The organism is Aeromonas sp. S11(2024), assembly GCF_041402345.1.
GTDB lineage: Bacteria > Pseudomonadota > Gammaproteobacteria > Enterobacterales > Aeromonadaceae > Aeromonas > Aeromonas veronii.
The window spans coordinates 214,027-239,844 of the sequence record NZ_JBGLRC010000002.1 but is presented as its reverse complement, the minus strand read 5'-3'; the positions used below and the strand labels follow the sequence as shown (position 1 = coordinate 239,844).

Below are 25,818 nucleotides of genomic sequence, written 5' to 3'. Positions count from 1 at the left end.
AAAGTGTCATAAGAAAGCCAAAAGCATGGAGAACAAGATGAAGAAAGGATTGTCCAAGATTGCCCTGGCGCTGTTTGCCGCCGGTTTCGCCTTCAGTGTCTCAGCCGCTGATATCAAGGTAGGTGTCGCTTCTGACGCCACTTCGCTGGATCCGCAGGAGCAGCTCTCCGGTCAGACCCTGGAGATGTCGCACCTGGTATTCGATCCCCTGATGCGTTACACCCAGGACCTGCAGTTCGAGCCCCGTCTGGCCGAGAAGTTCGAACGTGTCGATGACAAGACCGTCCGCTTCCATCTGCGCAAAGGGGTCAAGTTCCACTCCGGTAACGACTTCACCGCTGACGACGTGGTGTGGACCGTTAACCGCCTGAAATCCTCCGTCGACTTCAAGGCGATCTTCGATCCCATCAGCGAAGTGAAGAAGGTCGATGACTACACCGTGGATCTCGTCACCGCCAAGCCGTTCCCGCTGGTGCTGCAGACCGTCACCTACATCTTCCCGATGGACTCCAAGTTCTACACCGGCAAGACCGAAGCGGGCAAAGACAAGGCCGAGATCGTCAAAAACGGCGATTCCTATGCCTCTACCCACGTCTCCGGTACTGGCCCGTTCACCGTCAAGTTCCGCGAGCAGGGTGTGAAGCTGGATTATGCCCGCAACGCCAACTACTGGGATAAAGCCTCCAAGGGTAACGTCGAGAACCTGACCGTGGTGCCGATCAAGGAAGATGCGACCCGTGTTGCAGCCCTGCTGGGTGGCGACGTGGACATGATCTATCCGGTTGCGCCGAACGATCTGGAGCGCGTGAAGAATGGCAAGGACTCCCAGCTGGTCACCCTGTCCGGTACCCGCGCCATCATCATCGAGCTTAACCAGAACACCAACCCGGCACTGAAAGACAAGCGCGTGCGTCAGGCGATCAACTACGCCATCAACCAGGTGGGTATCGTTGAGAAGATCAACAAGGGCTTCGGTACCCCTGCAGGTCAGCTGAGCCCGAAAGGCTATGCCGGTCACAACGAGGCGCTGGTGCCCCAGTATGATCTGGCCAAGGCCAAGGAGCTGATGAAAGAGGCCGGTTACGAGAAAGGCTTCAAGATGACCTTCATCTCCCCGGCTGCCCGCTACGTCAACGACGTCAAGATTGCCCAGGCTGTCTCCGCCATGCTGGCCAAGATCAACATCAAGGTGGATCTGAAGACCATGCCGGTGGCCCAGTACTGGCCTGAGTTTGACAAGTGCGCCGCAGACATGCAGCTGATTGGCTGGCACTCCGACACTGAAGATACCGCGAACTTCTTCGAGTTCCTGACCTTCACCAAGGATGCCAAGACCGGTATGGGTCAGTACAACTGCGCCGGTTACGCCAACGCCGAAGCTGACAAGCTGGTGATGGATGCCAACGCCGAGACCGATCCGGCCAAGCGTGCCGAGATGCTCAAGAAGGTCGAAGCCATGCTGATCGAAGATGCTGCCTATGTGCCGTTGCACTGGGAAGATCTGGCCTATGGCGCCAAGAAGAACGTCGACATCAAGCCGGTGGTCAACGTGATGAACTTCCCTTACCTGGGTGACCTGGTGGTCAGCAAGTAAGAGAACGTCGCAAGGAAGGACGGGGCGGGGTGGTCAGCTGGCCACTCCGCCCACTAACAGAAGCCTGTGCCACGACACAGGCCACGTAGAAGGACAAGCATGTTTACATTCCTGCTGAAACGGTTCTATCAGGCCGTGATAGTGATGTTCGTCATCAGCCTGGTCGCCTTCTCCATCCAGGACAACCTGGGTGACCCGTTGCGCGAGCTGGTGGGACAATCCGTCTCCGAAGCCCAGCGTCACGAGTTGCGCGAGAAGATGGGCCTTAACGATCCCTTCCTCATCAAATACAGCCGCTTTCTGAAAAATGCGGTGCATGGGGATTTGGGCACCTCCTATTTCTTCAAGCGACCCGCTCTCGAGGTGATCCTCGACAAGCTGGTGGCTACCCTTGAGCTGGTGTTTGCCGCCGCGCTCATCATCGTGGTGGTCTCCATTCCACTCGGTGTCTATTCGGCGATCCGCCCGCGCAGCATTCCCACCAAGATCATCATGGCGGGGAGCAGTATCGGTATCTCGATCCCGGTATTTTTGACCGCCATCATGCTGATGTACCTCTTCTCCATCCAGCTGGGCTGGCTGCCGGCCTATGGCCGCGGCGAGACCCGTAACCTGCTGGGCTGGGAGTCGGGCTTCTTCACCTGGGACGGTATCCTGCACCTGATCCTGCCGGCGGTGTCCCTCTCTTCCATTATGTTGCCGCTGTTTATCCGCTTGGTGCGCTCCGAGATGCTGGAGCAGCTCTCCTCCGAGTACGTCAAATTCGCCCGCGCCAAGGGGCTGGACAACAACAAGGTCTACTATCAGCACGCTCTGAAGAACACCATGCTGCCGGTCATCACCGTCGGCGGGGTGCAGATCGGCACCATGGTGGCTTACACCATCCTGACCGAGAGCGTGTTCCAGTGGCCGGGTACCGGCTTCCTGTTCCTCGAGGCGATCCACCGGGTCGATACGCCCCTCATCACCGCCTACGTCATCTTCGTGGGACTGATCTTCGTGGTGACCAATACCCTGGTCGACCTGCTCTACGGGTTGATTAACCCGACCGTTAACCTGACTGCCAAGGGGTAAGCATGAGTAACGCTGTAACTGCAAGCCCAAGCCGTTGGGCACGATTCAAGAACTCTGACATCGTCTACTACTTCCTGCGGGACAAGGTAGCCATGTTCAGCTTTGCGGTGTTCGTGGTATTTGTGCTGGCGGCGCTGCTGGCGCCCTGGCTCGCCCCGCACAACGTCTATGACCAGACCAGTTTTGATCTGATGGATGCCGAGTTGCCCCCCTCCTGGCTCGAAGGCGGCGAGGAGCGCTTCTGGCTCGGCACCGACAACCAGGGGCGGGATATCTGGAGCACCATCCTCTATGGCGCCCGTATCTCCCTCACCATCGGCCTGTTTGCGGTGGCGCTGCAGCTGGTGCTTGGTATCGTCATCGGTCTGATTGCCGGTTACTTCGGTGGACGTATCGACAACCTGCTGATGCGCTTTGCCGATGTGCAGCTGTCGTTCTCCACCATGATGGTGGCGATCATCATCTCCGCCATCTTTCAGGCAACCTTTGGCTCCGAGTTCTACTCGAAGTTCGCCATCATGATGCTGGTGGTGATCATCGGTATCGCCGAGTGGCCGCAGTACGCCCGTACTGTGCGCGCCTCTGTGCTGGCGGAGAAGAAGAAGGAGTATGTGGAAGCGGCCAAGGTGATGGGGTTCCGCGCCCCGCGCATCATGTTCCGCCACATTCTGCCCAACTGCCTGTCGCCCATTCTGGTTATCTCCACCGTGCAGGTGGCCAACGCCATCATGAGTGAAGCTGCACTCTCCTTCCTTGGGCTGGGGATGCCGGTTGATCAGCCCTCGCTCGGTTCGCTTATCAGCGTCGGCTTCAACTACATCTTCTCCGGCTCCTGGTGGATCACAGCCTTCCCGGGCATCTGTCTGGTGGTGCTGGTGCTGGTTATCAACCTGCTGGGTGACTGGCTGCGGGATGTATTTAACCCCAAGATCTACAAAGGGTAATCCGGGTGAGAAACGCAAAAATAAAAAGGGCGCCAATGAGGCGCCCTTCTTTTATTGATAGCTTTAAGCGTTATCAGGCTTGCAGCCAGCTTTCGATGCTGCGCTGGATGCCTGCATCGTCCAGACCGAGCAGGGCATAGATCTCCTGCTGGGTGCCCTGTTCCACGAAGCGATCCGGCAGACCGAGGTTGAGCACCGGCTTGCACTGTTTGCTGCGCATCAGCAACTCGTTCACCGCCGAACCGGCGCCGCCCATGATGGCGTTGTCTTCGATGGTGACGAACTGATCGTGGCTGGCCGCCAGCGACAGCACCAGCGCCTCATCCATCGGCTTGACGAAGCGCATGTCCACCAGGGTGGCATCGAGCGCTTCGGCCGCCGCTTTCGCGTGGTGCAGCAAGGTGCCAAACGCCAGAATGGCAGTGCCCTTGCCCTCTCGCAGGATTCGTCCCTTGCCGAGCTCCAGTGCCTGCATTTCTGACGAGATGGGGGCGTCACTCAGGCTACTGCCGCGCGGATAGCGCACTGCGGCAGGGCCCTGATGGAGATAGCCGGTATAGAGCATCTGGCGGCACTCATTCTCATCAGATGGCGTCATCACCACCATGTTGGGCACGGTGCGCAGGAAGCTGATGTCGAACGCCCCCTGATGGGTCGGGCCATCGGCGCCCACCAGACCGGCCCGGTCGATGGCGAACAGCACCGGCAGAACTTGCAGCGCCACGTCGTGGATCACCTGATCGTAGGCGCGCTGCAGGAAGCTCGAATAGATGGCCACCACCGGCTTCTTGTCTGCGATGGCAAGACCCGCGGCGAACGTGACCGCATGTTGCTCGGCAATCGCCACATCGAAGTAGCGATCCGGATACTGCTGGCTGAATTTCACCAGCCCCGAGCCTTCACGCATGGCGGGGGTGATACCGATCAGCTTCTCGTCTTTGGCGGCCATGTCGCACAGCCATTGGCCAAAGATGGCGGAGAAGGTGGGTTTGGCGCTGCTCGCCTTGGGCAGGGAGCAATCGTCAGGATTGAACTTGGGCACGGCGTGATAACCGATAGGGTCTTTCTCTGCCGGCTCGTAACCCTTGCCCTTCTTGGTTTTGACGTGCAGCAGTTGCGGGCCCTTGAGGTTGCGCATGTTGCGCAGGGTCTCGACCAGTGCCTCGATATCGTGACCGTCGATGGGGCCGATATAGTTGAAGCCGAACTCCTCGAACAGGGTGCCGGGCACCACCATTCCCTTGAGGTGCTCTTCGGCCCGCTTGGCCAGCTCCTTGACCGGTGGCAGACCTGCCAGCACCTTCTTGCCGCCTTCGCGGATGGTGGTGTAGAGCTTGCCGGACATGACCCGGGCCAGATGGTTGTTCAGCGCCCCGACATTCTCGGAGATGGACATCTCGTTGTCGTTGAGGATCACCAGCATGTCCTTGTGAACATCGCCGGCGTGGTTGAGCGCTTCGAAGGCCATCCCTGCGGTAATGGCACCGTCACCGATCACTGCCACCACCTTGCGACCCAGCCCTTCGCTCTCGGCGGCGACCGCCATGCCGAGCGCCGCACCGATGGAGGTGCTGGAGTGGCCGACGGAGAGCACGTCGTACTCGCTCTCGCCACGCCAGGGGAAGGGGTGCAGACCGTCTTTCTGCCGGATGGTGTGGATCTGATCACGGCGCCCGGTCAGGATTTTGTGGGGATAGGCCTGATGGCCCACGTCCCAGATCAGCCGATCGAACGGGGTGTTGTAGACGTAGTGCAGGGCGACGGTCAGTTCGACCGTGCCGAGACCGGAGGCAAAGTGTCCGCTGGAGCGGCTGACAGAGCGCAACAGATATTCGCGCAGCTCGTTGCACAGCACCGGCAGCCGATCTTTGGGCAAGGAACGCAGCTCGACCGGAGTGTCCGCGAGGGCCAGGTTGGGGAAATTGCTAATATCAACGCTCATATTGTTACTGTTATCCAGCGTTTAGTGGGTTCGCTCGATGATGTAATCGGCAAACGCTTCCAGAATGTCGGTATTGTAGGGCAAGGATTGCAGGGCTGTTAAGGCTTTCCCATGCAGTTCGCGAGCCAGCTCACGGGCATTTTCGAGTCCGAGTAGGGCCGGGTAGGTACTTTTTTCCAGCGCCAGGTCAGAACCTTGTGGCTTGCCCAAGGTGGCGGTATCACCTGTGATGTCGAGGATGTCATCCTGCACCTGAAAGGCGAGGCCAATCGCGGCGGCATAGGTTTGCAGGGCAGCCAGCGTGGCGTCATCGACATCGGCTTTGCACAGGGCGCCGAGCGCCACGGCACATTCAATCAGTGCACCGGTCTTGTGGCGGTGTACCTGCTCCAGCTCGGCGAGCGAGATCTGGCGCCCTTCGGCCTGCAGATCCAGCGCCTGACCGCCACACATACCGAGATAGCCGGAGGCGCGAGCGAGGGTACTCAGCATCCGCACCCGGTTGGCCATCAAGGAGTCGGGCATGGGGTGATCGGCCAGAATGGAGAACGCCAGGGTCTGCAGCGCATCACCGGCCAGAATGGCGGTTCCTTCGTCAAACGCCTTGTGAACGGTTGGCTGACCACGACGCAGGTCGTCGTTATCCATGGCGGGCAGGTCATCGTGCAGCAGGGAGTAGGCGTGGATGCACTCTACGGCAGCCGCGGGGCCATCCAGCAGTTCGCTTTTGACGCCCAGCATCTCGCCGACGGCATAGACCAGAAACGGGCGAACCCGCTTGCCGCCCAACAGCAGGCCATAACTCATGGCATCGCGCAGGCGTGGCGCCATGGCGGGCAAGGATTCAAGTTGTGCTGACAGACAGTCGTCAATACGCTGACGATGCAGACGGGAAAAATGGTCCAGCGCCACTCACTCCTCTCCTTGTTCTGGCTGGAAGGGGGCGAGCTGGTCACTGCCATCGGCTTGACTGAGCAGGATCTGGATCTTCTGTTCGGCCAGTTCCAGCTTCTGCTGACCGGCCCGAACCAGATGAACGCCCTGCTCGAACTGCTTGAGTGCCTCTTCCAGGGGTAGGGAACCTTGTTCCAGCTGATGAACGATGGTTTCCAGCTCTTCCAGAGTGGCATCAAAACTCAGACGGTCGATTTTTTTACTGGCCATGTCCATCCTCGGGGATTGAAAAAAACGGCTTATATTAACATCGACCGTCCATAGGGGGGAGGCAGAAAAGCATTGCCCCCTCAAACTCTCGCTAAACTGGCCGATAATGAGCCATCATTCTCAGTGGATGCATGCTTGCCGCATGGGTCGCAATAGCAGAAAATTCAACAGACTATAAATAGACATAAGAACCGGTGACAGGAGTAGGGACGTGGATCTAGGCAGTCTGATAGGGATAGTGCTGGGTTTCGGGGTGGTGGTGTACGGCATGCTGCTGGGTGGCCCCATGAGCATGTATGTTGATATGCCATCGGTCTACATCACTGTATTGGGCTCAATCTTCATCGCCATGATGAAGTTCAACCTTGGCCAGTTCCTGATGGCATTCAAGGTGGCGGGCAAAGCCTTTATGTACAAGGGCGACAAGCTTGAAGACCTGATTACCAAAGCCGTTGAACTGGCTGACGCGGCTCGCAAAGGGGGCTTTTTGGCGCTGGAGGCCGCAGAGATCCCCAATGCATTTATGAAAAAAGGGATCGATATGCTGGTGGATGGTCACGATGCCGAAGTGGTGCGCGCCGTGATGGAAAAGGATATCGACCTGACAGCCGAGCGCCATGTCATTGCCATCAAGGTCTTCCGTACCCTTGGGGATCTGGGCCCTGCCATGGGGATGATTGGTACGTTGGTGGGTCTGGTGGCCATGCTGGCCAACATGAGTGACCCCAAGTCGATCGGACCGGCGATGGCGGTGGCCTTGCTTACCACCCTGTACGGTGCGATAGAGGCCAATATGTTGGCGATCCCGATTGCCGACAAGCTGGAGCTGCGCAGCGGGGAGGAGAAGCTCAGTCGTACCTTGATCCTTGATGCCATTATGGGGATTCAGGATGGTCAGAATCCGCGGGTGATCCAGTCCATGCTGCAAAACTATCTGAACCAGTCCAAACGTAATACCGGCACCGAATAGGGGGCGCTATGTCTGATTGCAAGTGCCCGCCACCAGGTCTCCCTGGTTACATGGGAACCTTTGCCGACCTGATGTCGCTGCTGATGTGCTTCTTCGTGCTGTTGCTCTCTTTTGCCGAGATGGATGTGCAGAAGTTCAAGCAGATAGCCGGTTCCATGGACAAGGCATTCGGGGTACAGAACATCCTTGAGGTGAAAGATATTCCCAAGGGGACCTCGGTGATTGCCCAGGAGTTCAGGCCCGGTCGCCCGGAACCCACGCCAATTGATACCGTGATGCAGCAGACCATCGATCTGACCCAGACCGAACTGGAGTTTCTGCCCGGCGAGTCGGATCAGGCAGGTGGTCAGGACAATAGTGATGGCAAACAGACGGGGGGCGATACCGCGCAGGATGCGAAGAAGGCGCAAGAACAGTCCAATACCCTGGCCAAAGCCCTCGCCGAGCAGATGAAAGATCAGATCCAGGATGGCGCCATCGAAATTGAGGCGCTGGGCCAGCAGATCATCATCCGGATCAGGGAAAAAGCGTCTTTCCCGGCCGGTTCGGCGTTTCTGCAGCCCCAGTTCTGGCCGGTCATTCGCAAGGTAGCGACCCTGCTCAAGGATGTGCCGGGTGAAATCACCATCTCTGGTCACACCGACAACGTGGCGACCGAAGATGAGCTGTTCCAGTCCAACTGGGAGCTGTCGTCGCAACGGGCGGTGGCGGTGGCGCACCAGATGCTGAAGGTCCCCGGTTTTGATCAGGGGCGACTGGTGGTGCAGGGGATGGCGGATTCCCAGCCATTGGTGCCCAATACCACACCGGAAAATCGTCGGATGAACCGGCGGGTGGAGATCGCCATCATGCAGGGCAAACCGACTGTTTCGGCCCCCATTTCCGTACCGGAAGGGAAGTAAGTGAAGGGAATGTCGATGACGCAAGTGGGATCTGCATCAGGGGGCTGACGTGGATTTTGTGTTGGCTTCATATTAAGATGCCTCATCCGAACCGATTGCTGCGGCCTCCTTGCAGATGGCCGCAGTTTCTATTTTCAAGCAACCCAGGTTTCGACTATGAATCATACTCCGATGACTGTTCGCGGCGCTGAGAAGCTGCGCGAAGAGCTCGATTATCTCAAGACCGAGCTTCGTCCCCAGATTATCGAAGCGATTGCCGATGCCCGTGAGCACGGTGATCTGAAGGAAAACGCCGAATACCATGCCGCTCGCGAGCAGCAGGGGTTCTGTGAAGGTCGCATTCAGGAGATTGAAGCCAAGCTCTCCAATGCTCAGGTGATCGACGTCACCAAGATGACCAACAACGGCCGCGTTATTTTTGGCGCGACTGTGACTCTGCTCAAGAGCGAGACAGAGGAAGAGGTAGTCTACCGCATCGTGGGTGACGATGAGGCTGATATCAAACAGAACCTCATCTCTGTCAACTCTCCCATTGCCCGCGCCCTGATTGGCAAGGAAGTGGACGATGTCGCTATCGTCAAGACGCCGGGCGGTGATGTGGAATACGAAGTACTGGAAGTCGCTTATATCTAAGCGAATGCTACAGACGATGAAACAGGGGGGCTGGTGCTCCCCTGTTTGTCTTTATCTATATGATTATTGATAAAAATCAGGACAGATACGCCTCGGTAAAGGCGTCCTGATGACGCTGAAACAACCAGTGGCGCAGCCGTTCTATGTTGCTCTCGCTCATTTGAAAGCTCAGCGCCCAGGTGGCATGGTCGGCATTGGCTTTGATGCGCCTTACCAGTCGTCCCTGCAGTGGAAGAGGGGCCTCTTGCTCGATGCAGAGTTCGCCGTTGATGGGGGTATCGGCCACCATGTCGGTTGGCAAATTTTCCACGATGAGTCCATTGAGGGAGAGGCTGAGTACCTGAAACAGGCCCAGTTCGCTGCAAAGCTTGGCTTTTTGGGGGAGACGCCAGGCGCGCGGTTGCGCAAATCCCGGCTCCCTGATGACCGGTGCAGATAACCGGGGCTCGACGAAGCCATCTTCCCCTTGGGTAAAGCTCAGGGGAAAACGCAGCTGATGGCCTGCGAAGCGGGCTTCGAGTACAAGGTGTTCGGCTTTTTGCAGCAAGCCAAGCATGGGGGCATCGAGGTGACCACTCAGAACATGGGTGTCCTGATTGCTCCCCAAGTCCCGCAGCATGGCCAGCTCATCGTCGGTCAGAATAGGATGGTGAGCCATAATGCGTGTCCGGAAGTATTCATCGCAGGTTAAGGGCTTTGCGACTACTTTGGCAAGCGACTCGGGAAGAAGTGGAATAAGGAAAGAGCGATGCTCTTTCCTTTTACTTGCGGGGCAGCTGGATTTTGGGTTCGTTGGCTTGACGATAAATGGTCAGCACATGACCCATGCTTTGCACCTTGATTGAACCGGTTTCACGGACGATAGCATCCATAACCAGTTGTTTCATTTCGCGATCTTCAGAGGCAACCTTAACCTTGATCAGCTCGTGATGGTTCAGCGCCAGATCGATCTCGGCCAGTACACCTTCGGTCAGACCATGCTGACCCAGCAGGACGACAGGCTTGAGGCTATGGGCAAGGCCCTTGAGGTACTGTTTCTGTTTATTGTTGAGAATCATCGCAATTTCTTCATAAGTCAGGGTTGAAAGGGGCGTATTCTACCCCCACTTAGCCCTTAATACTAATAACCCTTGTGGTTTTTTAAAGTCGATTATCATGACCCAGAAAAAACGTTCCCCCAGTTCAACCCGCTGGTTAAAAGAACATTTCGACGATCAATACGTCAAAAAAGCCCAGAAAATGGGCCTGCGTTCTCGTGCTGTTTTCAAGATTGACGAGATCCAGGGCAAGGATCGCTTGCTGAAACATGGCATGACCGTAGTGGATTTGGGAGCAGCCCCCGGTGGTTGGTCCCAGTTCGCGGTTGAACAGGTTGGTGATTCGGGTCGCGTCATCGCATGTGACATTTTGCCGATGGATCCCATTGCTGGTGTCGATTTCCTGCAAGGAGACTTTCGGGAGGAAACTGTACTCGGCGCTTTGCTGGAGCGAGTGGGTCCCGACAAGGTTGATGTCGTGATGTCTGATATGGCGCCCAACATGAGCGGTACCCAGCAGGTGGATCAGGCTCGCGCCATGTATCTGGTCGAGCTGGCGCTGGACATGTGCAATCAGGTATTGCGTAGTGACGGCAGTTTCGTAGTGAAGGTGTTTCAGGGAGAGGGCTTTGATGCCTATCTCAATGAAATTCGTAAACTTTTCTCCGCTGTCAAAATTCGTAAACCAGACTCATCCCGCGCCAGATCACGGGAAGTCTACATTGTGGCTACCGGTTTTAAACTGTAGTACCCTAACCTTCATCGTTAACTGTCAGTCTGCGAGGTTACTGATTTGAGTGACATGGCGAAAAACTTAATCCTGTGGCTGGTCATCGCCGTCGTTTTGATGTCGGTGTTCAATAGCTTCAGCCCCAGCGATACCACCAGTCGCCAGCTGGACTATTCCAGCTTCGTTAAAGAGGTGACCCAAGAGCAGATCCGTGAAGTGCGGATGGACGGTAAGGTCATTAATGGCGTCAAGCGTACTGGTGAACGATTCACCACCATCATCCCTGCGCCGGATCCCCAGCTGCTCAACGACATGCTCAATCACAATGTCAAAGTGATGGGCGAGAAGCCGGAAGAGCCGTCTCTGTTGACCTCTATCTTCATCTCCTGGTTCCCGATGCTGCTGCTGATCGGTGTCTGGGTCTTCTTCATGCGTCAGATGCAGGGCGGCGGTGGCAAAGGTGCCATGTCGTTCGGCAAGAGCAAGGCTCGCCTGATGAGCGAAGATCAGATCAAGACTACCTTTGCTGATGTTGCAGGTTGCGATGAAGCCAAGGAAGAGGTGAAGGAGCTGGTCGACTATCTGCGCGACCCGAGCAAATTCCAGAAACTGGGTGGCAAGATCCCGACCGGTGTGCTGCTGGTGGGTCCTCCTGGTACCGGTAAGACCCTGCTGGCCAAGGCCATTGCGGGCGAGGCCAAGGTGCCGTTCTTCACCATCTCAGGTTCCGATTTCGTGGAGATGTTCGTCGGTGTCGGTGCCTCCCGGGTGCGTGACATGTTCGAACAGGCCAAGAAATCTTCCCCCTGCATCATCTTCATCGATGAAATTGATGCGGTCGGTCGCCAGCGTGGTGCCGGTCTGGGTGGTGGTCATGATGAACGTGAGCAGACTCTTAACCAGATGCTGGTCGAGATGGATGGCTTTGAAGGCAATGAAGGCATCATAGTCATTGCTGCCACCAACCGTCCTGACGTACTGGATCCGGCACTGCTGCGTCCGGGCCGTTTCGACCGTCAGGTTGTGGTCGGTCTGCCGGATGTCCGTGGTCGCGAGCAGATCCTGAAAGTGCACATGCGCAAAGTTCCGTTGGCGGATGACGTGAATCCGGCGCTGATTGCCCGTGGTACCCCCGGTTTCTCCGGTGCGGACTTGGCCAACCTGGTCAACGAAGCTGCCCTCTTCTCTGCCCGTGAGAGCCGCCGAGTGGTCTCCATGGCCGAGTTCGAGAAGGCCAAGGACAAGATCATGATGGGTGCGGAACGCCGCTCCATGGTGATGAAAGAGTCCGAGAAGGAGATGACGGCGTATCACGAAGCCGGTCACGCCATCATTGGTCGTCTGGTTCCGGATCATGACCCGGTTTACAAGGTCTCCATCATTCCGCGCGGTCGAGCACTGGGTGTGACTATGTATCTGCCGGAGCAGGATCGCTGGAGCCACTCCAAGCAGCATCTGGAGTCGATGATCTCCAGTCTGTATGGCGGCCGTCTGGCAGAAGAGCTGATCTACGGTGCCGAGAAGGTATCGACCGGCGCGTCCAACGATATCGAGCGGGCGACCGACATTGCACGCAAGATGGTGACCCAGTGGGGTATGTCCGAGCGTCTCGGCCCAATGCTCTATGCGGAAGAAGATGGCGAGGTGTTCCTCGGTCGCAGCATGGCCAAGGCCAAGCATATGTCCGACGATACCGCTCGCGTGATCGATGCCGAGGTCAAGCAGGTCATCGACCGCAACTACGCCCGTTCCAAGCAGATCCTGCTGGATAACATGGACGTGTTGCACAGCATGAAAGATGCGCTGATGAAGTACGAGACCATCGACGCCAAGCAGATCGATGATCTGATGGCGCGTCGCGAGGTACGTGCTCCGAGCAACTGGCATGACGAGCACGGTGATACCCCGCAAGGCGGTTCCACTGTAGCTGCCGAGACCAAGGCGGCCGATGAGGTTGCACCGGTGGCGGATGTCACTATCGACAAAGCCAACGACGCTCCGGCCAAATAATCGTGACTCTCCAAACCCCGGGCTTGCCCGGGGTTTTTCTTTATCAGATGGACGTGAAAATGCAGTTAACCAGCAAGGGGCTTAGCCTCTCCCTCGATCGTCCCCATGTGATGGGGATCCTCAATGTGACGCCCGACTCCTTCTCCGATGGCGGCCATTTCAACCAGTTTGAACGGGCAATGGCCCATGCGCGCCAGATGGTCTCTGACGGTGCGACCCTTATCGACATCGGTGGCGAGTCAACCCGCCCTGGTGCGCCCGATGTGAGCGAGCAGGAGGAGCTGGACAGGGTCATTCCTGTCGTAGAGCAGATGGCCCGTGAGCTGGATGTGATGATCTCCCTCGATACCTCCAAAGCTGCTGTGATGCGGGAGGGTTGCAAGGCGGGTGCCCATCTGATCAACGATGTGCGGGCACTGCAAGAACCTGGAGCACTGCAAGCCGCGGCCGAAGCGCGGGTTCCGGTCTGTCTGATGCATATGCAGGGGCAGCCGAGAACCATGCAGGTCGAGCCCCACTATGACGATCTGGTCGGGGAGGTTCGCGCCTTTTTTGATGAGCGCATTGCGGCTTGTCTGGCGGTCGGGATCCGGCGTGAAGAGCTGTTGCTGGATCCGGGATATGGCTTTGGCAAAACCCTCGCACACAACTATCAGCTGTTGGCGGCTCAACAGGAGTTGCTTGATTATGGCTTGCCGCTATTGGTGGGGATGTCGCGAAAGTCTATGATAGGCAACTTGCTGGGCCGTCCGGTGGATGACCGTCTGGCGGGCAGTCTGGCATGCGCCCTTATCGGCATGCAGCATGGGGCTCGCATCATCAGGGTACACGATGTACGGGAGACCATGGACGCATTGCGCGTCGGTTGGCTGGCAATGACGGGACAAGATTTTATTTCCAAATAATAAGTCGGTTGGCTGGCAATGACGGGACAAGATTTTATTTCCAGATAATAAAGAGAACAGACAATGGCAAGAAAGTATTTCGGTACCGATGGTGTGCGCGGCAAGGTTGGCGAATACCCGATCACCCCTGATTTTGTAATGAAATTGGGTTGGGCTGCCGGCAAGGTGCTCTCCAAGAAGGGCACCAAAAAGGTGCTGATTGGCAAAGATACCCGCATCTCCGGTTACATGCTGGAATCCGCGCTGGAAGCGGGGCTCTCTGCGGCAGGCCTCAAGGCCATTCTGATGGGACCCATGCCTACGCCGGCGGTTGCCTACCTGACTCGCACTTTCCGTGCCGAAGCTGGCATCGTCATCAGCGCTTCCCACAACCCCTTCTATGACAACGGCATCAAGTTCTTCTCCGCCGATGGCACCAAACTGCCTGATGATGTCGAGCTGGCTATCGAAGCCGAGCTGGATCACGAGCTCAAGTGTGTCGAGTCGGCCGAACTTGGCAAAGCGGTGCGCATTGATGATGCCGCCGGTCGCTATATCGAATTTTGCAAGAGCACCTTCCCCTCCCACATGAATCTGGATGGGGTGAAAATGGTGGTCGACTGTGGCCACGGCGCCACTTACCACATTGCGCCGTCGGTTTTCCGCGAGCTGGGCGCTGAAGTGATAACCATGGGCTGTGCCCCGGATGGTCTCAACATCAACGATGGTGTCGGTTCGACTGCGCCTGACGCTCTGGTTGCCAAGGTACTGGAGTACAAGGCCGATCTGGGGGTTGCCTTTGATGGTGACGGCGACCGTCTGATCATGGTTGACCATACCGGCTATCTCATCGACGGTGATGAAGTGCTCTATATCATCGCGCGCGATACCCTGCGCAATGGTCGCCTCAAAGGCGGTGTCGTCGGCACCCTGATGGCCAACATGGGTCTGGAGCTGGCGCTGCAAACCCTGGGCATTCCGTTTGCCCGTGCCAAGGTGGGTGACCGCTATGTGCTGGAGATGATGGAAGAGAAGGGCTGGCGTATCGGTGGAGAGAACTCCGGCCACATAATCTGTCTGGATCAGACCACTACGGGTGATGGCATCGTAGCCGCCTTGCAGGTGCTTACCGCCATGCGCAGTGCCGAGATGCCGCTGGCCAAGCTGCGCTCCGGCATGAGCAAGTTCCCGCAGGTTCTGGTGAATGTTCGCTTTGCCGAAGGCAAGGATCCGCTGGCCGCGGATGCTGTCATGGCTGAGGTTGCCAAGGTGGAACAGGAGCTGGCTGGCCGTGGTCGCGTACTGTTGCGCAAATCAGGTACCGAACCGCTGATCCGGGTCATGGTCGAAGGGGAGCACGAACAGCAGGTGCGTGACATGGCTCAGCGCATCGCCAAGCAGGTTGAATCGGCGTTTTAATGAACAACCAGGGCGGCTTTTTAGCCGCCCTGGTTGTATCTTGTTCAAACGATTCAAAAATTTAAAAATAGCACTTGTCAGCTGAGCATCCTCTGGATATTATCAGCCCCGCTTTCGCAAGGGAGTTGCCGATGGGACATCGCAAGCCGTTTGTAGCAGCCAACTGGAAGTTGCACGGTAGTAAGTCGCAGTTAGAGCAGTTTACGAGTCAGTGCCTAAACGGCGTTGACGGAAAAGTAGATGTGGTTCTCTGTCCTTCCCATGTGCATCTCGACTTTACCGCTTCACTGCTCAACGAGCAGAAAGTAATAAGGTTGGGGGCTCAGAATGTGAGTCAGCACGCTACTGGCGCTTACACTGGAGAAATCTCGTGTCAGATGCTGGTTGAGGCAGGGTGTCGTTACGTATTGGTAGGGCACTCCGAGCGCAGGCGTCTCTTTGGTGAGACCAGTTTTATCGTCGCAGAGAAGTTTGCGGCAGCCAGAGCGGCAGGCTTGATTCCCATCCTCTGTTTAGGTGAGTCAGGTGCGGCGAGGCAGGCGAGAAGAGCCTTCGAGGTGATCGCTGAAGAGCTGGATATCGTCATAGAGAAAAATGGCGCGATGGCTTTCGATAATGCTATCATCGCCTACGAGCCGATTTGGGCTGTAGGTACAGGTAAATGCGCCACACCCGAGCAGGCACAAGAGGTTCATTCCTTTATACGTGGTCGCTTGGCGGAGGATACTCCGGTAATAGGTGAAAAAGTTAGAATCATCTATGGTGGGAGCGTAACGCCGAGCAACGCGAGAGATTTGTTTGCACAGCCCGACATTGATGGCGGACTGATTGGTGGAGCAAGCCTCGATAGCGCTGCGTTTTTAGGAATTGTTGAAGCGGCAAAGGGTGCAAGTTAAATGTACGAGATTCTTTTAGTCGTTTATCTGCTGGTTTCACTGGCTCTGATTGGTTTGGTGATGATTCAGCAAGGTAAAGGGGCTGATATGGGCGCCTCCTTCGGCGCAGGGGCATCGAACACTGTATTCGGCTCCGGTGGTTCAGGCAGTTTCCTGACCCGAACAACAGCAATTTTGGCTACTCTGTTTTTTGTTATCAGCTTGGTGCTCGGCTCTATGTCCAGCAACAAGGTCAAGCAGGGTAGTGAATGGGAAAATCTGCAACAAACCCAACAGGTTGAGCAGACCAAAGCGCCAGTGAAGAAAGATACTGACGTTCCCGAGTAAGAGTTTTGCCGTGGTGGTGGAATTGGTAGACACGCTATCTTGAGGGGGTAGTGCTCTAGGGTGTGCGGGTTCGAGTCCCGCCCACGGCACCAATTAAGCAGTGAGCTCGGGAAACCGAGTGTATTATAGCCAGTCAGTCTTGTATCGAGAGAGTGAAGTGGCTATAATCTCGCACGATTTCGGACGCGGGGTGGAGCAGCATGGTAGCTCGTCGGGCTCATAACCCGAAGGTCGTCGGTTCAAATCCGGCCCCCGCAACCAAATTTCACGCATTTCCTACGCTCAGGAAGGCGGTCGCTGCGAGGCGACAATCAGGGTAAAGCGCCAAGCCCCGATTTGACATCGGGGCTTTTTGTTATGTGCAATTTACTCTGAATCGATATCTATCTGGGCTTTATGCCCTTTTTTTGTTTTTCGGAGGGTGACTTTGGCTACGTTGGAACAACGTTTGACCGATCTGCTCGAGGCTCCGGTCGTTGCCTTGGGTTTTGAACTTTGGGGTATTGAGTTTATCCGTGCGGGTAAACACTCCACCTTGCGTGTCTATATCGACGGCGAGCAGGGTGTGACTGTCGAGAACTGTGCTGAGGTCAGCCATCAGGTTGGCGCCATCATGGACGTCGAAGATCCCATCACCGAGGAGTACTACCTCGAGGTGTCCTCCCCCGGCCTGGATCGTCCCCTGTTCAAGGTTGCCCATTTCGAAAAATACGTTGGCCAAGAGGCGGCGGTAACGCTTCGGATGGCAACAAACAACCGCCGCAAGTTCAAAGGCGTAATCAAAGCTGTGCAAGGCGACATGATCACCCTGACAGTAGATGGTAAGGACGACGTGTTGGCTTTCACCAATATCCAAAAAGCGAACATAGTGCCGAACTTTGGTTAACGAGGCTATCGGATATGAATAAAGAGATTTTGCTGGTCGTTGACGCAGTATCCAACGAGAAAGCGGTACCCCGCGAGAAGATCTTCCAGGCTCTGGAAACCGCGCTGGCGACTGCGACCAAGAAGAAATATGAAGGCGAGATTGAAGTTCGGGTCGAAATCGATCGCAAGACCGGTGACTACGACACTTATCGCCGCTGGGTAGTCATTGCGGATCAAGCCGCGATGGAGAACCCCTACGCGGAAATCACCCTGGAAGCGGCGCAGATCGATCAGCCGGAAATCCAGATCGGTGAGTATGTTGAAGACCAGATTGACTCTGTGACCTTCGATCGTATCACTACCCAGACCGCCAAGCAGGTTATCGTGCAGAAAGTGCGCGAAGCCGAGCGTTCACAAGTAGTTGATCAGTTTAAAGATAAAGAAGGCACCATCATCAGTGGTGTGGTCAAGAAGAGCAACCGCGACAACGTCATCCTGGATCTGGGCAGCAATGCTGAAGCCGTGATCTTCCGTGATGACATGCTGCCGCGTGAAACCTTCCGCCCGGGCGACCGTGTCCGTGGCCTGCTGTATGCAGTGCGTCCGGAAGCCCGTGGTTCCCAGCTGTTTGTCAGCCGTTCCAGCCCGGACTTCCTGAAAGAGCTGTTCCGTATCGAAGTACCGGAGATCGGTGAAGAGATGATCGAAATCATGGGCGCTGCCCGTGATCCGGGTTCCCGCGCCAAGATCGCGGTGAAGACCAACGATCGTCGTATCGACCCGATCGGTGCCTGTATCGGTATGCGTGGTGCCCGTGTGCAAGCTGTCTCCGCCGAGCTGAGCGGTGAGCGTGCAGACATCGTGCTGTACGATGACAACCCGGCCCAGTACGTGATCAATGCCATGGCACCTGCCGATGTGGCCTCCATCATCGTTGATGAAGACAACCACACCATGGATATCGCCGTGGAAGCTGCCAACCTGGCTCAGGCCATCGGTCGCAATGGTCAGAACGTGCGTCTGGCCTCCCAGCTGACCGGTTGGGAGCTGAACGTGATGACCGTTGAGGACATGCGTGCCAAGCACCAGGCCGAAAACGACCGCATCATGAACCTGTTCACCAGTACTCTGGATATCGACGACGATTTCGCCGGTCTGCTGATGGAAGAGGGCTTCTCTACCCTGGAAGAGATCGCCTTTGTACCGGTCAACGAGCTGCTGGCTATCGACGGTCTGGATGAAGACATGGTCGAAGAGCTGCGCAAGCGCGCGAAAGATGCCCTGACTACCAAGGCACTGGCCAAAGAAGAGTCTTTCGATGGCGTTGAGCCGTCCGAAGAGCTGCTCAATCTGAACGGTCTGAGCCGCGAACTGGCTTACGCTCTGGCGGGCCGTGGCGTGGGCACCCTGGAAGATTTGGCTGAGCAAGGTATCGATGACCTTGCTGATATTGAAGGGCTGACTGCCGAGAAGGCAGGTGAGCTCATTATGGCTGCTCGCAATATCTGTTGGTTCGGAGAAGAGCAGTCCGAGTAAGATCAAACGGAGGAAAATGAATGGCAGAAGTATCAGTCAAACAACTTGCCACTGACATCGACACACCGGTTGATCGTCTTCTCCAGCAGTTTGTCGATGCCGGTATCAGCAAGAGCAAGGCCGACGACATGGTCAGCGAGTCTGAGAAACAGGCTCTGCTGGCACACCTGAAGAAACAGCATGGAGGTGACGAGGTCGCCGCTCCTGCCCGCATGACCTTGCAGCGCAAGACCAAGAGCACCATCAGTGTTCAGGGGACTGGCGGCAAGAACAAGGAAGTGCAGGTAGAAGTGCGCAAGTCTCGCACCTATGTAAGACGCTCGGCGCTGGAAGATGAACAGCGTCAGGCGGAAGCCGAGGAAACAGCGCGTTTGGAAGCAGAAGAAAAAGCTCGTCGCGAGGCCGAAGAGAAGGCTCGCCTCGAAGCTGAAGAGAAGGCTCGCCGTGAGGCTGAGCAGGCTCGTCGTGAAGCTGAGGAAAAGGCGCGGATCGAGGCACAATCAAAGGCTCGACAGGCTTCACAGCCCGCCAAAGCAGCCAGTAGCACAGCTCAGCAAGAGGCAGAAAAGATGGCCAAGCGCGAAGCAGAAGAACTGAAGCGCCAACAGGAACAAACAGCTTTGAAAAAAGCTGAAGAACTCGCCGCGAAGAAAGCCGAAGAGGCTCGTCTCATGGCGGAACAGAACGCAGCCCGCTGGGCTGAAGAAGAGGCCGCTCGCGCCAAAGAAAGCAGCGACTACCATCTGACCACCAACAAGCATGCGCAAGCCGCAGAAGACGAGTTGGATCGGAAAGAAGAGACCAGCCGCCGCACTGCCGCAGCTGCCAAGGCACCGAAGAAAGCCGGTCGTCGTGAAGATGATCGCGACTCTCGCAACCCGCGTGCCCGTAAAGGCAAGCGCGGCAAGGTTGCCATGCCGAACGCCATGAAGCACGGTTTCAACAAGCCGGCTGCCGTGGTGAACCGCGACGTCGTCATCGGCGAGACCATCACTGTGGCCGAGCTGGCCAACAAGATGGCCGTTAAGGGCGTTGAAGTCATCAAGGTGATGATGAAGATGGGTGCCATGGCCACCATCAACCAAGTGATCGACCAGGAGACCGCTCAGCTGGTCGCCGAGGAGATGGGTCACAAGGTTGTGCTGCGTCGTGAGAACGAGCTGGAAGAGGCGGTGCTGTCCGATCGTGACGAGACCTCCGAAGCCAAGCCGCGCGCGCCGGTCGTTACCATCATGGGTCACGTTGACCACGGTAAGACCTCGCTGCTCGACTACATTCGTAAAGCCAAGGTTGCTGCTGGCGAAGCCGGTGGTATTACCCAGCATATCGGTGCTTACCACGTCCAGACCGACAGTGGCATGATCACCTTCCTGGATACCCCGGGTCACGCGGCGTTTACCTCCATGCGTGCTCGTGGTGCCAAGGCGACCGATATCGTTGTTCTGGTTGTTGCAGCTGACGACGGCGTGATGCCGCAAACCATCGAAGCTATCCAGCACGCCAAGGCTGCTGGTGTGCCGCTGGTTGTTGCTGTCAACAAGATCGACAAGCCGGAAGCGGATCCGGATCGCGTCAAGACCGAACTGGCCCGTTACAACGTCATGTCCGAAGATTGGGGTGGAGACTGCCAGTTCGTGCACGTGTCCGCCAAGTCTGGCGAAGGCATCGACGACCTGCTGGAAGCCATCCTGATCCAGGCCGAAGTACTGGAGCTGAAAGCGGTGGTTGATGGCATGGCCAACGGCGTCGTGATCGAATCCTTCCTGGATAAAGGTCGTGGTCCGGTTGCTACCGTACTGGTACAAGAAGGTACTCTGCGTCAGGGCGACATCGTTCTGTGTGGTCTTGAGTACGGCCGAGTTCGCGCCATGCGTGACGAACTGGGTCGCGAGATCAAGGAAGCGGGCCCGTCCCTGCCGGTGGAAATTCTGGGTCTGTCCGGCGTTCCCTCTGCCGGTGACGAAGCCACCGTTGTCCGTGACGAGAAGAAAGCCCGTGAAGTGGCGCTCTATCGTCAGGGCAAGTTCCGCGAAGTCAAGCTGGCTCGCCAGCAGAAGGCCAAGCTGGAAAACATGTTCGCCAACATGACCGAGGGCGAAGTGTCCGAAGTGAACGTGGTGATCAAGGCCGACGTACAAGGTTCTGTGGAAGCGATCTGCGATGCGCTGGTCAAACTCTCCACCGACGAAGTGAAGGTGAAGATCGTGGGTTCCGGCGTAGGTGGTATCACCGAAACCGACGCGACCCTGGCTGCTGCTTCCAGCGCCATCCTGGTTGGTTTCAACGTCCGTGCCGACGCATCTGCGCGCAAGGTCATCGAATCCGAGAGCCTGGATCTGCGTTACTACTCCGTCATCTATGACCTGATCGACGAAGTGAAGCAGGCCATGAGCGGCAAGCTGGCCCCTGAGTATCGTCAGGAAATCATCGGTCTGGCTGAAGTGCGTAGCGTCTTCAAGTCTCCGAAGTTCGGCGCAGTTGCCGGCTGTATGGTTACCGAAGGTGTGGTCAAGCGTTCCAACCGTATCCGCGTTCTGCGTGACAACGTGGTTATCTATGAAGGCGAGCTGGAATCCCTGCGCCGCTTCAAGGATGACGTCAACGAAGTTCGCAACGGCTACGAGTGTGGTATCGCGGTCAAGAACTACAACGACGTGCGCGAAGGCGACCAGATCGAAGTTTACGAGACTGTTGAAATCCAACGGACTTTGTAAGCCGAGAGTTAGACAAAATAGGGGGCCGCGGCCCCCTTTTATCGCAGGATAGAATATGGCCAGAGAATTCAGCCGGACCCGTCGGGTCGGACAGCAGATCCAGCGTGAAATTGCGCTGATCCTGCAGCGCGAGGTGAAAGACCCGCGCATCGGCATGGTGACCGTTTCCGATGTGGAAGTGTCCCGTGACCTCAACTATGCCAAGATTTACGTCACCTTCTTGCAGCTGGAAAATGATGCCGAGCGCATCAAGGAAGGCTTGCAGGGTCTGACCGAAGCAGCCGGATATATCCGTAGTCTGCTGGGCAGTGCCATGCGTCTGCGCGTGGTGCCCGAGCTGCGTTTCTACTACGACCAGACCCTGGTCGAGGGGATGCGTCTCTCCAACCTGGTGACCAACACTGTGCGTGAAGACAAGCGTCGCATGGCCGAATCCGGCCGTGACGAAGAAGCTGAATCCGCACCGGATGACACGACTGAGGATAAAGCCTGAGATGACCCGAAGACGTCGTTTCAAGGGCCGTGATGTGCACGGCATTCTGCTGCTGGACAAGCCGACCGGCCTGACCTCCAACGATGTGTTGCAGAAGGTCAAGCGCATCTACAACGCCGCCAAGGCCGGTCACACCGGCGCACTGGATCCGCTGGCGACCGGCATGCTGCCGATCTGCCTCGGCGAGGCCACCAAGTTCTCCCAGTATCTGCTGGAAGCGGACAAGCGCTATGAGGTGACCGCCAAACTGGGCGAGCGCACCAACACCAGCGACTCCGACGGTGAGGTGGTCTCCACCCGTCCGGTGAACGTGGCTGTCGGTACCCTGATCGAGGCGCTGGACCAGTTCCGCGGCCCCATCATGCAGGTGCCGTCCATGTACTCCGCGCTCAAGCACAACGGCCGTCCGCTCTACGAATATGCCCGCGAAGGCATCGAGATCGAGCGAGAAGCCCGTCCCATCACCGTATTCGAGCTCAAACTGCTGAGCTTTGAAGGTGATGAAGTGCGCCTTGAAGTGCACTGCAGCAAGGGTACTTATATTCGCTCGCTGGTGGATGATCTGGGTGAAGTACTGGGCTGTGGCGCCCACGTGACCCAGTTGCGCCGTACCCAGGTGGCCAGCTATCCGTATGAGCGGATGCTGACTCTGGAGCAACTCGAGTGCATCTTCGAGCAGGCCAAGGCCGAGAGTATCCCGCCGCGCGAGCAGCTGGATCCGCTGTTGCTGCCGATGGACACCGCCGTGGCAAGCTTGCCCGAGGTGAACATGCTGGCGGTAGTCGCCGCCTATGTGAATCAGGGTCAGGCGGTGCAGGTACCGGGGGCTCCGGCCAGCGGTCAGGTTCGCATGACTGTCGGCCCGGAGCGCGAGTTCATCGGGGTTGGCGAGATTGATGACGATGGCCGCGTCGCTCCCAAGCGACTGGTGCGTTATCACGACGAGGAGTGATCCTCAGGCGGTATCAGGGAGTCTTTCCCGTTTCGCCTCTTTATCGTTGCGAAATGGGGCGGGGACGATTATGATACCGCCCTCATTTCACGGCTGAATTAGAGATTGGCTGTGAACCTTTAAACACTCTACTGGAGTATTACCATGTCTCTAAATGCTGAGATCAAAGCTCAAATCGTTGCTGACAACGCTCGTTGCGCCAACGACACCGGTTCCCCCGAAGTGCAAGTTGCCCTGCTGACTGCCCAGATCAACCATCTGCAAGGTCACTTCAAAGAGCACTCCAAGGACCACCACGGTCGTCGCGGTCTGCTGCGCATGGTTTCCCAGCGTCGTAAGCTGCTGGACTACCTGAAGCGTAAAGATTCCGAGCGTTATGCTGCTCTGATCGCCAAGCTGGGTCTGCGTCGTTAATCGACCATCAGATTTCGCGAAAAAGGGGAACCGTCAGGTTCCCCTTTTTTATTGCTCTTCAAGCCGTTGTCTGCCTCACAGAATTCGCGTCGCCGCTTACCTTTTGCATCGAATCAAGTATACTTGTGCGCGAATTTAAAGAGCCAAATTGTAAAAAGGAAATTCAAGTGAATCCTATTGTAAAGTCATTCCAGTACGGTCAACACACCGTCACTCTGGAAACCGGTGTGATGGCCCGTCAAGCCACTGCGGCCGTTATGGTCAGCATGGACGATACCTGCGTATTTGTGACCGTAGTCGGCAAGAAAGAGGCCGATCACGGCCGTGATTTCTTCCCGCTGACTGTCAACTACCAGGAGCGTACCTATGCTGCTGGTCGTATCCCGGGTGGTTTCTTCCGTCGTGAAGGCCGTCCGAGCGAAGGCGAGACCCTCATCTCCCGTCTGATCGACCGTCCTATTCGTCCGCTGTTCCCGGAAGGCTTCCTCAATGAGGTTCAGGTCGTTGCGACCGTAATGTCCGTGAATCCGGCCGTATCCCCCGACATCGTTGCCATGATCGGTGCCTCTGCTGCACTGGCCATCTCCGGTATCCCCTTTGGCGGCCCGATCGGTGCTGCTCGCGTGGGTTACATGAACGGTCAGTATGTGCTGAACCCGACCACCACCGAACTGCCGCAGAGCGATTTGGATCTGGTGGTTGCCGGTACTGCCAACGCGGTACTGATGGTTGAGTCCGAAGCGGCCATCCTCTCCGAAGAGGTAATGCTGGGTGCCGTTGTGTACGGTCACGAGCAGATGCAGACCGTGATCAATGCGATCAACGAGTTTGCCGCTGCTGTCGGCACCAAGCCGTGGGACTGGACTCCGCCTGCCGTCAACGAAGCGCTGAAAGCCAAGGTTGCCGAGCTGGCCAGCGCCGAACTGGGTGAAGCCTACCGCATCACCGAGAAGGCTGTTCGTTACGAAACCATCGCTGCCATCAAGGGTCGTGTGGTTGAGCAAGTTATCGCTTCTGGTGTGGAAGAAGATGCCAAGAAGATCGGCGAAGAGTTCCACAGCTTGGAAAGCCGCATCGTTCGTGGTCGCGTAGTACGTGGTGAGCCGCGTATCGATGGTCGCGATCCGGAAATGATCCGCGCCCTGAGCGTAGGTACCGGTATTCTGCCCCGTGCCCACGGTTCTGCCCTGTTCACCCGTGGTGAAACTCAGGCCATCGTGGTCGCCACTCTGGGGACCGAGCGTGATGCCCAGAACATCGACGAGCTGACCGGCAACCGTGCCGATCGCTTCATGCTGCACTACAACTTCCCGCCATACTGTGTCGGTGAGACCGGCATGATGGGTAGCCCGAAGCGTCGTGAAATCGGTCACGGCCGTCTGGCCAAGCGCGGCGTTGCTGCCGTGATGCCGAGCGCCGCCGAGTTCCCGTACGTGGTGCGCGTGGTCTCTGAAATTACCGAATCCAACGGCTCCTCCTCCATGGCGTCTGTCTGTGGTTCCTCTCTGGCGCTGATGGATGCCGGTGTGCCGATCAAGGCCTCCGTTGCCGGTATCGCCATGGGGCTGGTGAAGGAAGAAGAAGGTTTCGTCGTGCTGTCCGACATTCTGGGTGACGAAGATCACCTGGGCGACATGGACTTCAAAGTAGCCGGTACCACCGAAGGTGTGACCGCGCTGCAGATGGACATCAAGATCGAAGGCATCACCAAAGAGATCATGGAGATTGCTCTGAAGCAAGCTCGTGGCGCTCGTCTGCACATCCTGAAAGTGATGGATGAAGCTATCCAGGCTCCCCGTGCCCAGATCTCCGATTTCGCACCGCGTATCCACACCATCAAGATCAATCCTGAGAAGATCAAGGACGTGATCGGTAAGGGTGGTTCTGTGATCCGTGCGCTGACCGAAGAGACCGGCACCAACATCGAGCTGGACGATGACGGTACTGTACGTATCTCCGCCGTGGCCAACGAAGCCGCCATGGAAGCGATCCGTCGCATCGAGGCCATCACCGCCGAGATCGAAGTGAACCGCATCTATGAAGGTAAAGTTGTCCGTCTGGCCGATTTCGGTGCATTCGTCAACATTCTGCCGGGCAAAGATGGTCTGGTACACATCTCCCAGATCACCGACGCTCGCGTGCAGAACGTGGCTGACCACCTGACCATCGGTGACGTGGTCAAGGTGAAGGTACTGGAAGTGGACCGTCAGGGGCGTGTACGTCTCTCCATCAAGGAGGCGAACGCCCCGACCGAAGCGGCTGCACCTGCTGCTGACGCAGCTCCGGTCGCAGAAGAAGCGCCTGCTGCAGAGTAAT

24 protein-coding genes and 2 tRNA genes are annotated in these 25,818 nt (G+C 57.0%); 21 read left to right on the top strand and 5 right to left on the bottom strand.

Features of this window, described 5'->3' with window-relative positions; genetic code table 11:
• Positions 1-37 precede the first annotated feature (37 nt).
• The 3 genes from ACB040_RS02925 (at position 38) to ACB040_RS02915 (ending at position 3,612) form a co-directional block, all read left to right on the top strand.
• Complete coding sequence (locus ACB040_RS02925; RefSeq protein ID WP_021230378.1) at positions 38-1,594, top strand: ABC transporter substrate-binding protein; 1,557 nt, start codon at positions 38-40, stop codon at positions 1,592-1,594.
• 99 nt (positions 1,595-1,693) lie between these two features.
• Positions 1,694-2,668, top strand: a complete 975-nt coding sequence (locus ACB040_RS02920; protein WP_005349514.1) for an ABC transporter permease — start codon at positions 1,694-1,696, stop codon at positions 2,666-2,668.
• 2 nt (positions 2,669-2,670) lie between these two features.
• The gene (locus ACB040_RS02915) at positions 2,671-3,612 is read left to right on the top strand and encodes an ABC transporter permease (protein ID WP_040068611.1); all 942 of its coding nucleotides are present in this window, start codon (positions 2,671-2,673) and stop codon (positions 3,610-3,612) included.
• A gap of 73 nt (positions 3,613-3,685) precedes the next feature.
• On the opposite strand, the gene dxs is transcribed toward ACB040_RS02915, so the two are convergent.
• From dxs to xseB, 3 genes are read right to left on the bottom strand one after another with little or no spacing between them, the layout of a single operon-like run.
• Positions 3,686-5,554, bottom strand: coding sequence for a 1-deoxy-D-xylulose-5-phosphate synthase (gene dxs, locus ACB040_RS02910; protein ID WP_371153155.1), 1,869 nt, complete (start codon positions 5,552-5,554; stop codon positions 3,686-3,688).
• Between the two features lie 21 nt (positions 5,555-5,575).
• Positions 5,576-6,466, bottom strand: coding sequence for a (2E,6E)-farnesyl diphosphate synthase (gene ispA, locus ACB040_RS02905; RefSeq protein WP_005349523.1), 891 nt, complete (start codon positions 6,464-6,466; stop codon positions 5,576-5,578).
• Complete coding sequence (xseB, locus tag ACB040_RS02900) at positions 6,467-6,718, bottom strand: exodeoxyribonuclease VII small subunit (protein WP_005338838.1); 252 nt, start codon at positions 6,716-6,718, stop codon at positions 6,467-6,469.
• Positions 6,719-6,929: 211 nt separating this feature from the next.
• On the opposite strand from xseB, the gene pomA reads away from it, so the two are divergent.
• From pomA to greA, 3 genes are all read left to right on the top strand, one after another.
• Positions 6,930-7,688 carry a flagellar motor protein PomA gene (gene pomA / locus ACB040_RS02895; RefSeq protein ID WP_005349525.1) on the top strand — a complete coding sequence of 253 codons (759 nt, stop codon included), beginning with the start codon at positions 6,930-6,932 and terminating at the stop codon, positions 7,686-7,688.
• A gap of 8 nt (positions 7,689-7,696) precedes the next feature.
• The gene (locus ACB040_RS02890; RefSeq protein ID WP_150390340.1) at positions 7,697-8,590 is read left to right on the top strand and encodes a flagellar motor protein MotB; all 894 of its coding nucleotides are present in this window, start codon (positions 7,697-7,699) and stop codon (positions 8,588-8,590) included.
• A 156-nt stretch (positions 8,591-8,746) separates the two neighbouring features.
• The gene (gene greA, locus ACB040_RS02885; protein WP_005338833.1) at positions 8,747-9,223 is read left to right on the top strand and encodes a transcription elongation factor GreA; all 477 of its coding nucleotides are present in this window, start codon (positions 8,747-8,749) and stop codon (positions 9,221-9,223) included.
• 76 nt (positions 9,224-9,299) lie between these two features.
• Here the strand turns inward: greA and ACB040_RS02880 are convergent, their stop codons facing one another.
• Both ACB040_RS02880 and yhbY read right to left on the bottom strand, forming a co-directional pair.
• A complete protein-coding gene (locus tag ACB040_RS02880) occupies positions 9,300-9,881 on the bottom strand; it encodes a PilZ domain-containing protein (RefSeq protein WP_371153151.1) in 582 nt (193 codons plus the stop codon).
• A gap of 103 nt (positions 9,882-9,984) precedes the next feature.
• Positions 9,985-10,281, bottom strand: coding sequence for a ribosome assembly RNA-binding protein YhbY (gene yhbY, locus ACB040_RS02875; RefSeq protein ID WP_005338829.1), 297 nt, complete (start codon positions 10,279-10,281; stop codon positions 9,985-9,987).
• A 97-nt stretch (positions 10,282-10,378) separates the two neighbouring features.
• Between yhbY and rlmE the strand changes: the two genes are divergently transcribed.
• The 15 genes from rlmE (at position 10,379) to pnp (ending at position 25,817) form a co-directional block, all read left to right on the top strand.
• The gene (rlmE, locus tag ACB040_RS02870; RefSeq protein WP_005338828.1) at positions 10,379-11,008 is read left to right on the top strand and encodes a 23S rRNA (uridine(2552)-2'-O)-methyltransferase RlmE; all 630 of its coding nucleotides are present in this window, start codon (positions 10,379-10,381) and stop codon (positions 11,006-11,008) included.
• Positions 11,009-11,053: 45 nt separating this feature from the next.
• Positions 11,054-13,000 carry an ATP-dependent zinc metalloprotease FtsH gene (ftsH, locus tag ACB040_RS02865; RefSeq protein WP_371153149.1) on the top strand — a complete coding sequence of 649 codons (1,947 nt, stop codon included), beginning with the start codon at positions 11,054-11,056 and terminating at the stop codon, positions 12,998-13,000.
• A 59-nt stretch (positions 13,001-13,059) separates the two neighbouring features.
• A complete protein-coding gene (gene folP / locus ACB040_RS02860; protein WP_021230374.1) occupies positions 13,060-13,905 on the top strand; it encodes a dihydropteroate synthase in 846 nt (281 codons plus the stop codon).
• A 63-nt stretch (positions 13,906-13,968) separates the two neighbouring features.
• The gene (gene glmM / locus ACB040_RS02855) at positions 13,969-15,303 is read left to right on the top strand and encodes a phosphoglucosamine mutase (protein WP_021230373.1); all 1,335 of its coding nucleotides are present in this window, start codon (positions 13,969-13,971) and stop codon (positions 15,301-15,303) included.
• Positions 15,304-15,434: 131 nt separating this feature from the next.
• Complete coding sequence (gene tpiA, locus ACB040_RS02850) at positions 15,435-16,199, top strand: triose-phosphate isomerase (RefSeq protein WP_021230372.1); 765 nt, start codon at positions 15,435-15,437, stop codon at positions 16,197-16,199.
• Positions 16,200-16,526 carry a preprotein translocase subunit SecG gene (secG, locus tag ACB040_RS02845; protein ID WP_005338811.1) on the top strand — a complete coding sequence of 109 codons (327 nt, stop codon included), beginning with the start codon at positions 16,200-16,202 and terminating at the stop codon, positions 16,524-16,526. It abuts the gene before it with no gap.
• Positions 16,527-16,533: 7 nt separating this feature from the next.
• Positions 16,534-16,618: transfer RNA gene (locus ACB040_RS02840), tRNA-Leu, on the top strand.
• A 92-nt stretch (positions 16,619-16,710) separates the two neighbouring features.
• Positions 16,711-16,787 (top strand) — tRNA-Met (locus ACB040_RS02835).
• A gap of 166 nt (positions 16,788-16,953) precedes the next feature.
• Positions 16,954-17,412 carry a ribosome maturation factor RimP gene (gene rimP, locus ACB040_RS02830; RefSeq protein WP_005338809.1) on the top strand — a complete coding sequence of 153 codons (459 nt, stop codon included), beginning with the start codon at positions 16,954-16,956 and terminating at the stop codon, positions 17,410-17,412.
• A 14-nt stretch (positions 17,413-17,426) separates the two neighbouring features.
• On the top strand, positions 17,427-18,929 hold the full coding sequence (nusA, locus tag ACB040_RS02825) for a transcription termination factor NusA (RefSeq protein ID WP_005338808.1): 1,503 nt from the start codon (positions 17,427-17,429) through the stop codon (positions 18,927-18,929).
• A gap of 20 nt (positions 18,930-18,949) precedes the next feature.
• Positions 18,950-21,643, top strand: a complete 2,694-nt coding sequence (gene infB, locus ACB040_RS02820) for a translation initiation factor IF-2 (protein ID WP_005338806.1) — start codon at positions 18,950-18,952, stop codon at positions 21,641-21,643.
• Between the two features lie 55 nt (positions 21,644-21,698).
• Positions 21,699-22,136 carry a 30S ribosome-binding factor RbfA gene (rbfA, locus tag ACB040_RS02815; protein WP_005338799.1) on the top strand — a complete coding sequence of 146 codons (438 nt, stop codon included), beginning with the start codon at positions 21,699-21,701 and terminating at the stop codon, positions 22,134-22,136.
• 1 nt (position 22,137) lies between these two features.
• Positions 22,138-23,088 (top strand): tRNA pseudouridine(55) synthase TruB, encoded by a 951-nt coding sequence (truB, locus tag ACB040_RS02810; RefSeq protein ID WP_216951945.1) that lies wholly within the window; start codon positions 22,138-22,140, stop codon positions 23,086-23,088.
• A 144-nt stretch (positions 23,089-23,232) separates the two neighbouring features.
• Positions 23,233-23,502, top strand: a complete 270-nt coding sequence (gene rpsO, locus ACB040_RS02805; protein ID WP_005338797.1) for a 30S ribosomal protein S15 — start codon at positions 23,233-23,235, stop codon at positions 23,500-23,502.
• 167 nt (positions 23,503-23,669) lie between these two features.
• A complete protein-coding gene (pnp, locus tag ACB040_RS02800) occupies positions 23,670-25,817 on the top strand; it encodes a polyribonucleotide nucleotidyltransferase (RefSeq protein WP_201937376.1) in 2,148 nt (715 codons plus the stop codon).
• The last annotated feature ends 1 nt before the right edge of the window (position 25,818 follow it).